The following is a 10087-nucleotide window of genomic DNA, read 5'->3' as shown; positions in this document are numbered from 1 at the left end:
AGCAAGCTTGTGACGCATCATGACTGTGAAATGGGATACATGACAATTAAATAAAGGCATCAATTTTGATGTTTAGACATTAGCTCGTCTTGACTTCAAGGGAGCGTCCATATATGTCACTATAATTCGGCTTTTTGTTAGGGTATAACTACTTATCAGCCAATGATTCCCTAGTTTCTCCAAACTTTTGGCATATTCTTTGTGCCGCTTTTAAGGTTACTTTGTTTATCGTTGCCGTAGATGTATGAGTTCCGCCATAAACGTCCACTACACATACTTTAACTCGCATACGATTATTTTTTATTTTAGGCAAGAAATTCCCGCATGACTCAATTTGTTCGTGGTAAACGATCCCGTTACATGATTTACCTTCAAGTAAATATGTGTCAATTTGATTTTCAGAAAGTTGGTTACGTTGTATAAGAAATGGGTATACCTTTATATCTTCACCTAAATTAACCACAAAATCGGACAGTGCTACAGTTATATCTTTTAGCCAAAACCACTTAAATGGAAGAATATGGTTTTGAGATTTGTATCCAATATGAACCGATTTAATATCTGTTGGAGCAGAACCAACATTAGTTACTTTGATATATGTTGAAATGGCGGTTCGATGAGTTAAGTTGTTTTTATAAACTCGCCCAGTGTCAAATGAAGCACAAAAAGTAGGACCATCATTAATTTCAATTTTTAATTTAGGCTTTCTTCTCAGTCCTGCAAAAATTCCACTAAGCCAACCTAATAAAACTGTCGAGATAAAAATTAATAAACCAAGAAAACCAGAATTTTTATTTGTCCATTCAATAATAGATTCGATTAACTCCATACTTACCCTATACCCTAACGAGGCTGTAGAATAACTCCAGCAGCCAAATTCAATTAAAAAACAAGTTCCTGTAATTAACTCTAGTCGTTTTTAAGGCATTAGGTAATACATTTGGAACTCATAAAACAGGCTGTTTTCTTAAAAAAGAGTAATTCTACAGCCTCAACTCCGCACTAAGCGGACTAAAATAGTGGGTGGAAATGTGTAGCGAAGAGAAACTTAACTGACTGTTTTAGTTGCCTTTAAGTGCTTTTTTATATTAATTTACTCGATAGCCAGTAGAAGGTTTTCTACAGCATCAATACTTTGTGTAACAAAGCCTTCGGAGATCATTATGGTATTAGAATACAATGAAAGACCTTTAGTGCTATTTATAGTTTTTTTAAGTTTTATACACTGGTCTTTAGAAAAATGAGCATATTGCTCAAGATCACCTTCACTGTGAGCCAAAGAGTTCCTTAGCTTGTTAAGTGTAGAAACCCTAGCCCAATGTTTTTCTATTTCAGGAGCAGAGAAATTTAGCCCAAAATTATTTTCAAGATAAGGTTTAAAACTTAAAATTCCATAGCCAACAATATCATCCTCGATGTTATGTTTTTCTGCTTTATATTTGCAAACCTTTGCCATGAGATTTTCCAGTAACGAGTACACTATCAAAAGTGTAGATACCCTGTGAATACGTTCAAAAAAGTGCCCAAAAATGTGCAATTCAATTTCCAATTGCTCTCGTATGCCTTCATGTGGAGCTTCAGAAATATTTCTATTTAACTCTAACCTATCTTCGGCATGCAAACGCTCTGCGTTTAAAAAGTGGTTTCTAACAACCCCAACTCGATTTCTTATTGTTTGGGAAGTTGGAGGAAGGCTAAGAAAATCATATGAATTAATAGCTTTCTTGCTAAACATGAGTGCGCCTTGTTATAAAGTTGTGAGCGACTGAGCTGGTCAAGGACTATTTTATTCCCGCTGAGGGTAGGAAATAAGATAGATTGGGTGAGCTGACCGATAAGGAAGCTTCATCAATAATTATTTAACACAAGAAAAATTACTTAATGCTCTTATAATAAAATATTTATAAAAGTATTCTTAGTAAGAAAGTGTTTTTAAAAAAATTTGCTAGAGAGTAAAATATACTCTCTAGCAAATATACAGAACCTTACCAAATATTACTGGTTTCACCTCTAGCAAGCTTCTCACCTGCTGATTTAAGAACTGTAATACTCTTCTCAAACTCCTTAAATCTCATTTCAATAAAAGCAAAGAAGTCTGTATCTAAACGACCATTCAACAGTTCATTACCACAGTTAATATTATGTGACTCTAACGAGGTTAATAAGTCCTTGTTATGAGATTTTAATAATTCATTTAAATATATACTAGGGGCTTTATCGCCAATTTTAATATTAGATATTTTATTAATTCTCACTTTATTCAGAACGGTATCAACAAAGTCGTATTGGTTCGAAGTCTCTCCATATTTTTTCTTGATATAATTAACTGGGAACACATGATGTACATCCACTTTAGCACCCATTGATACCGCAGCATCATTTTCAAAATTTCTAAATTTAGTTGAGTTCCATAAGAAGTATGAAAGCCCCATAAAACTTGCGCTTTTAGCATTATCCATGCGTTTGTAGTCTTCAAACTCACTAATAATACGAATACGTGCCCAAAATTCTTTATCTATATTTTTACCTTGTGCTAGTTCTTTTAATATATCCGCATCTTTTTTAATCACTACATTGGTAGAACCGTGGCCACCGCCTCCATACCTATTATCTAATAAAGAAATATAAAACCAATATTTTAACTGGTTTAACTGTTCACTACTTGCTTGTGAAAACTCTTTATTTGGTAAGTTCTGATAGAAACTTAATAAAGGTAATAGCATTGTACGATAAGGCATTTTTGTAACGTCAAACAGCCAATCATTTTCCTCCAACCACTTCTGAATATAATCAATATCTTTAACGCAAGTATTCCAGTGATCGATTAAGTTTTGTCCTGTAAGATCGCTAAGAATCGAATCTTTTGTTACTTCCCCATTAGAGATATAGTTAATATACCTAACAAGTGGGTCGATTATGTTTTCATCTATATATGTATTCTTTTTAGCTTTCGCGATTGCTTGGTTTAATTTAAAATCGATATAAACTTTTGCGTTGATAATGTCAACAAAAGATAAGTTCATACCTTGTGAATTGCTTCGTTCAAAAAACAAACAAAACTTTTCAAGTGGCATATTTAAAAGTTGTACTGATAAAAGCTTATCTTTCTTGATAATATCCGTTTTGAAGTCACTAAATAAAGCTCCCGCAAACTCAATTGCAATATCTCTGTCTTCCTCACTTACATTGAACTCATCAAGTTGCGGAGTAATAAAGTCATCTATAAACCGTTGTTCTCTACCATCAAGCGATTTATATAAATCACTAACTTTAATATATAAAACATCATCTTTAGGCGGCTTTAAGTCTACATTACTAATATATTTTTCTAGTGAAACTTTACTTTTATTTTCTTTTTTATCGTAAAACTCATCTGAGCTTAAAACACTAAATGGTTGAAACCAATAATATATGTTATCAACTCCTAATAGTGCTCTATATATAGATGTTGCCCTTTGTTGACCATCTAATAGGGTGTGCCAATCATTTTGTTCGAAAGATTCTTTCTTAATTAAAGTTGGCTTAGGCCTATGATTTTTAGAACCTCTTTCTCTAATATCAAACTTCTTACAAGCTAGATCAAATTTTGGCCGAGCTAAAATTAATGAACCAATAAACAAATTACGGTTAAAAGAGTCAAATAATGTTACTGTTTTTTCAATCGGCCACTTAAAATTACGTTGAAATTCAGGTAACAGAAGTTTTTCACTTTCTATCAATTTAATTAAGTCTTCTATTGACCTAGTTTCTTGTGTATTTTCGGACATTATTTTCCTCGTCTAAGCTTAATTTTGATATCAGTTTACCACCGGTCTTATTAAATCTACATTGCCTTTTTGTACCTTTCTCATCAAGTTAAATTTTGGGAGAAATTAAAAGATGGCATAATATAATAACCACTATTAGTAACACCAAAATTAACAGGTAAATTGGTAAAGTAGCAACTTGTAACGCCCAAATAATGGGCAAATAATAGTTGGTTAAAATAAGCGGCGCAGGAGCAAAACCAACTGTTATTTGTCCCTGTTTATTTGCTTGTTATATTTCAGTTTACGCCTAACTTTTATTAAGTTATATAACTCGTAAGTAGCAACTATGCATAAGATAATAGATGCCACTTTAAATGCTACAACATCTCCTTCGCCACAATCGCCAGAACCATGAGTACTGAAATACATAAAAGTAGGCAACATTAGTGCGACACAAATAATTGTCACGGCTTTAAAGAAACCTCGGAAATTTGCAATGGACCTTAATGCTAACGATAAAAGAATAAGGAAGACATTTAAAGCAAGTAACCTTATACCTAAGATTATTAAATCCTGTTCGGGTCCACCAAAACATGCAAATGAATTGGTTGAGAATGTCACTAATGTAAAAGCAATAGCCAGATTTTTCATGCAATATAACAGTTTTATCGAGGACACTTTCCTCTTTTTATGAGCAATGTATGTCCTCTTAATTATTTTTAATATTAATAACAAATCCTGTAACACATTGCGAGTATTAAACTTTAAGTCGGGCTGTTCTTTTAATAACATGCTGAAAAGAGCAAAACGTCCTCATTTTTAGACTTATGAGGAAAAACGCCAGCGCGGTACATAAATACAGCAATTAAATATTTAAAATGAAAACCAAACACGATTTTAAATCATTTAATAGTCACTAAAAAACGGTGGCGATAATGCAAGTAACCGCTTTAAGTACACTTATTTGTGTAGGCGTATTATAAAAGGTGGTTTAGGGATGGTGGAAGATGTAAAGCGAGGTCATGAACTATTTACTAAACGCGTCTTCCTGCTTTTAAAACAGGGTAGACGCGTTTAAATATTATTTATTTGGCTTTTTTAGCCTCTAGAGTTTCTATTTCACTCCAGATTTTTTCGGCTTCTGCACTTAACATGGCAAAGCTTTTAATGTCGCCTTTTCTTTGTGCCTGCATGCCTTGCTCTAGTTTTACGTCGTATTCTTTACGCAGTTTTTTTACGGGATCAGGCTTTAAAAATGAAAACATTAGTATTCTCTTAATTTATTAAATTATATGTAATTAGTGTACGCATTAATGGGCTTAATAGTTCTTTGTTTGGTGAAAATGTTTACTTTGCGCTTTAAAAGCGCAAAGTAAACAGGGTGTAATTATTAACGTACTGTGTGCTAGTTCTGGTTCTAGTGCTAGTGTTTACGTTTCTGGCTCTAGGCGTTTAATACCTTGGCCATCAATACCTAAATAAATAAAACCATCACTGCCTTGGGCTAAGCTGCGTACTCTGCCAATTCCATCGAGTATTTTATATTGCTTAACAACCTTACCTTTTGAGAGCTCTAGTGCGCTAATGAATGCAAATTTCATTGATGCTAATAATAGCTTACCTTTAAGCTTTGGGTATTTATCACTCGTTACATACAACATATCGGAAGGGGCAATTGAAGGAGTCCAATGTAATACGGGCGATTGCATGCCGTCTTTTTCTTTAAGGTCGGTAAACTTGGTACCGCTGTAGTTAACGCCATAACTTACTAAAGGCCATCCGTAGTTAGCACCTTTTTTTATAATATTAAGCTCATCGCCGCCGCGCGGCCCGTGTTCGTGAGACCATAAAATATTATTTTGATTATCAAACCACATGCCCTGTGGATTACGGTGCCCATAAGACCATGCTGCATGTTTTACATCTTTTTGTTTAACAAACGGATTGTCGCTTGGGATACGGCCATCATCGTGTAAGCGATAAATTTTACCGCCATCACGAGTGAGATCTTGCGGGTTTATGTCGCGCGAGCCGCGATCGCCAATTGAAAAATAAACATAACCTTCATCATCAAACACAATACGGCTGCCGTAGTGTTGGCCCTTGGTACTATTATGCTCACCTTTGTATAGCAATTGCTGATCAGACAACTGCGTATGGTCGCTATTTAGCTTGGCGCGCATTAAGGCGGTGTTACTTCCGCTTCCTTTGCCCTCACTACTTGAGTAACTAAAGTACAGCCATTGGTTTTGCTTACTATCGGTGAGTAGTGCTAAATCAAGCAATCCACCTTGGCCATTAGCTTCAATGTTGGGTAGCCCTGAAACCTTAGTTAACGTAGTTGTATTTTTAGGTAATAAAAATAACGTTCCACTGCGCTCAGATATTAGTAAATCACCATTAGCTAGAGGCTCAATAGCCCAAGGTATAACCACACCTTCTGCCGCTGTTACTGCGTTAACGCTAAGCGATAAAGTATCTAGCTGTTTATAGTTTTTTACGTAATCGCTTTTTGCATGCGCGGGTGCGTTAATAGCAAATATAGCAACGGCTAAGCCTGCACTTATTAGTTTAGGGAGTGTGTTATGTGACATTAAATTTATCATTATGGCTTCCAAAATTAATCCAATCTTACATAACCTTAACATGGCATAAATAAATTTGTTAAGCGTTGAGTTGAATGAAAAACACACACTTATATTTTTATACGATGACCTTTTAACAGAAAATTGTTTTAGTAATTAGCGCTAATAAAAATTGAATAATTACTCTATTGGGGTTGAAAACTAAAAATTTCAGCGTACACTTGTGCGCTGAAGTTTGAGCGTACACGTGTAAGTTCAAACGTTAAGTATTTTACGATCCAAGAGATTAATAGTGATGATAATTAAAGTATTAAACCAATTTTCAAAATGGTTTTTACACCATCAAAGTTTTGCAGGCTACATAGAGCCAATAATGCAGGTGTTTAAACCTGCGTGGCGTGCAGGGCAGTTTAGAGCGCAAGTAGTTAATACAGCTGTGCTTGATGGCGGCTTTTTAAGTGTGCAACTTAAGCCTAGTAAACATTGGCAGGCACATACGTCAGGGCAGCACATTAGCTTAACGCTTGAAATTAATGGGCGATTATTAACACGCGTGTTTACCGTGGCTTCAAGCGCTCAGCAATTTAAAAATACAGGTTTAGTGCGCTTACTAATCAAAACAAATACGCAAGGGCGTTTTACGGGCTTACTCAGCAGTGCATTAAAAGCGGGTTTATGGTGCAATATTTCTGCGCCAAACGGCGACTTTGTATTTAAAAATACACACACACCAGCCACTTTTATTGCAGGCGGCTCGGGTATAACACCTATGCTAGCTATGCTTGATGATTACTTAAGCCAAACTACGCAAAAAGTGTCGTTAGTGTATTACGCAAAAGCCACTGAGCATCAATGTGTTGATGAACTGAGTGAGTTGGCAGCGCAATTTGAGCATTTTTCGTTTTTATTATTAACGCGTGAGCAATCAAGCGATATAACCAGCAATATTAAGCCGTGGGAAAATCCAGACATTTACTGCTGTGGCCCTGCAGCATTTATGCATACGGTGAGCGATTTTGCTAAAACGCATAAGCTAAATTACTACCAAGAAGCCTTTGGTTTGGCGCTGCCTAGCTTAAACGACAATAGCCAATTTAATGTAAAAATTAACGCCAGTGCCCATGTTGTATCGGGCAACGATGTTTTACTGACTCAGTTTGAAGAAAAAAAGCTCCCCGTTAAACGCGGTTGCGGTATTGGTATTTGCCATCAATGCCAATGTATTAAAAAGTCAGGCGTGGTACGTAATTTAAAAACAGGTGAATTGAGTGACAACGGCGAGCAATTAATACAACTTTGCGTAAGCCAACCTGTTAGTGATTTGGAGTTACAATTATGAAAAACATTAACTATGACATGCTCGCAAGTGAGCTAGATGCCATTAAAATGGACACCCTTGGCAAAGTTGGCCAACAAGATGCCGACTACATTCGCTCTGTTGTGCGTAAACAGCGAGTGTGTGAATGGAGCGGGCGAATTTTGCTAATGCTTGGTTTTATTCAGCCGTTATTGTGGGTTGCAGGTGTGTTGCTATTAGCGCTTGCTAAAATTTTAGACAATATGGAAATTGGCCACAATGTAATGCATGGTCAATACGACTGGATGAACGACAAGCAACTTAACTCACAACATTACGAGTGGGACATAGCGTGCGATGGGCAAAGTTGGCACCGCGTTCATAACTTTGAACACCATACATATACTAATATTATTGGTAAAGACAGAGACTTTGGTTATGGCTTGTTGCGTTTAAGCGATGATTTTAAGTGGCGTTTTAAAAATGTATGGCAGTTTTTTACGTATATTAATTTAAGTGTGTTATTTCAGTGGGGCGTGTCGTATCACGAGTTGGCTGCAGAGCGAGTTTTTATTGGTAAAAAGAAAGAAAACCGCGAAGGGCTTGTTTCACACTCAACATTAAAGCATCGCTTTTTTAGTAAAGGCGCTCGCCAATTAATTAAAGATTATGCGATATTTCCGTTACTTGCAGGACCTTTATTTTTATGGGTATTGGCCGGTAATTTAGTAGCAAACTTAATCCGTAATTTATGGACGTCGACCATAATATTTTGTGGTCACTTTACCGAAGAAACGCAAACTTTTAAAGAAGAAGACTGCGTAAACGAAACCCAAGGGCAGTGGTATTATCGCCAAGTACTGGGCTCGTCTAATATTAAAGGACCGCATTGGTTTCATGTTTTAACAGGGCATTTGAGCTGCCAAATAGAGCATCACTTATTTCCTGATATGCCGTCTTCGCGCTATCAAGAAGTAGCGCCTCAAGTACAAGCCGTTTTGAAAAAACACGGTATTGATTATCATACAGGTGGTTTTTTTAGACAGTATACGTCGGTGTTAAAACGTATTATTAAATATTCGTTTAAATAAACATGTTTTAATTAACGAATGAAAAAATCGGTCTGTGTAACTACACTGACCGATTTTTTTGTTTATTGCACTCAATACGGTTGATTAGTAAACAGCACTTGCAAAAAATTCTCATAGTTAATTAAAAAAGCCTTACTTTAGCTATGGTTAAATGACGGGTGATTGTCATACAATGGAGGGAAATAGACCACACAAGAGAGATTAAAATGGCCGCATTTGGTACCGTGTTTATGCCGCAGATGATTCAAGCTCGTTTTTCTGATAATAAATGGAGCGAAAGCTCAATTGTCCCTTCCGATAAACTTGAACTTCATGCTGGTGCGCACGTTCTTCATTATTCAAGTACATGTTTTGAAGGCTTAAAAGCCTTTCGCCATGAAGATGGTTCTGTTTATCTTTTTAGAATGGATGCAAATATTGCACGCATGCAACAAAGCTCAGCGCTATTAAGCTTACCGAGTTTTGACAGCGATATGCTAAAAACGATGATTATCGATATTATGCGCGAATACGCAGATGAAACGCCATTACCGCCGGGCTCTATGTATATTCGCCCAACGCACATTGGTACTGAGGCGGCAATTGGTAAAGCAGCTGCGCCATCAATGAGCTCGCTTTTATACACGTTACTATCGCCAGTAGGTGATTACTTTGCCGGTGGCGCAACTGCACTGCGCGTACTGCTTGAAGAAGATGGCATGCGCTGCGCTCCGCACATGGGTATGGTAAAAAGTGGTGGTAACTACGCCAGTGCTCTAGCACCTATTAGTGCTGCACGAACTAAGTATCAAGCTGATCAAATTTTATTTTGCCCAGGTGGCGACGTACAAGAAACCGGTGCTGCTAACTTTATACTTATTGATGGCAACGAAATTATTACTAAAGCGCTTGATAGCACGTTTTTACACGGTGTAACGCGTAATAGTATTTTAACCATAGCCAAAGATTTAGGTATGACGGTAAGCGAGCGTAACTTTAGCGTTACTGAGCTACTAGAACGTGCAGCAAAACCAGGTACTGAAGCGGCGCTTTCGGGCACTGCAGCTGTGCTAACTGCTGTGGGTACATTTATTCATAACGATAAAGAATACAAAGTAGGTACTGGCGAGCCAGGCCCAACTACTGCGCGCCTTCGCCAAGCATTGAACGATATTCAATGGGGTATAAGTGAAGACAAGCACGGCTGGTTAACTAAAATCTAATTATAGATTTAATAGCAACTCGCATTAAAAAGCCACCTAATCGGTTAACACCGATCAGTTAAGGTATTTTTGATCGGTTGACCGATCTTTTGGTTGCTTCACAATACCCTTATCATCTTTTGATTATGAGGGTATTTTTATGCTTAGTCATTGGTTACTTGAT

The 10087-nt window shown here is 36.6% G+C and carries 8 protein-coding genes; 3 read left to right on the top strand and 5 right to left on the bottom strand.

What is annotated here, in order from left to right:
• Positions 1-148: 148 nt before the first annotated feature.
• The 5 genes from I6F44_RS19320 to I6F44_RS19300 all read right to left on the bottom strand — a co-directional run bounded on the left by I6F44_RS19320 (position 149) and on the right by I6F44_RS19300 (position 6355).
• The gene (locus tag I6F44_RS19320; RefSeq protein WP_197174394.1) at positions 149-829 is read right to left on the bottom strand and encodes a hypothetical protein; all 681 of its coding nucleotides are present in this window, start codon (positions 827-829) and stop codon (positions 149-151) included.
• A 264-nt stretch (positions 830-1093) separates the two neighbouring features.
• Positions 1094-1735, bottom strand: a complete 642-nt coding sequence (locus I6F44_RS19315) for a hypothetical protein (protein WP_197174393.1) — start codon at positions 1733-1735, stop codon at positions 1094-1096.
• Between the two features lie 250 nt (positions 1736-1985).
• The gene (locus I6F44_RS19310; RefSeq protein ID WP_197174392.1) at positions 1986-3767 is read right to left on the bottom strand and encodes a DUF262 domain-containing protein; all 1782 of its coding nucleotides are present in this window, start codon (positions 3765-3767) and stop codon (positions 1986-1988) included.
• 1067 nt (positions 3768-4834) lie between these two features.
• A complete protein-coding gene (locus I6F44_RS19305) occupies positions 4835-5014 on the bottom strand; it encodes a DUF6435 family protein (protein WP_007375469.1) in 180 nt (59 codons plus the stop codon).
• 165 nt (positions 5015-5179) lie between these two features.
• Positions 5180-6355, bottom strand: a complete 1176-nt coding sequence (locus I6F44_RS19300; RefSeq protein WP_197174391.1) for a PQQ-dependent sugar dehydrogenase — start codon at positions 6353-6355, stop codon at positions 5180-5182.
• Between the two features lie 274 nt (positions 6356-6629).
• Between I6F44_RS19300 and I6F44_RS19295 the strand changes: the two genes are divergently transcribed.
• From I6F44_RS19295 to I6F44_RS19285, 3 genes are all read left to right on the top strand, one after another.
• Entirely contained in the window at positions 6630-7673 is a 1044-nt protein-coding gene (locus I6F44_RS19295; protein ID WP_197174395.1) for a flavin reductase family protein, read from the top strand.
• Positions 7670-8722: a fatty acid desaturase family protein gene (locus I6F44_RS19290; RefSeq protein WP_197174390.1), complete on the top strand. Its 1053-nt coding sequence runs from the start codon at positions 7670-7672 to the stop codon at positions 8720-8722. The genes I6F44_RS19295 and I6F44_RS19290 overlap by 4 nt, the downstream gene beginning before the upstream one ends.
• Positions 8723-8922: 200 nt before the next feature.
• Complete coding sequence (locus I6F44_RS19285; RefSeq protein WP_331459092.1) at positions 8923-9924, top strand: branched-chain amino acid aminotransferase; 1002 nt, start codon at positions 8923-8925, stop codon at positions 9922-9924.
• The last annotated feature ends 163 nt before the right edge of the window (positions 9925-10087 follow it).

The organism is Pseudoalteromonas sp. NZS11_1 (assembly GCF_015864275.1).
GTDB classification, from domain to species: Bacteria; Pseudomonadota; Gammaproteobacteria; order Enterobacterales; family Alteromonadaceae; genus Pseudoalteromonas; species Pseudoalteromonas arctica.
This window is presented reverse-complemented; position numbering and strand designations above follow the sequence as displayed.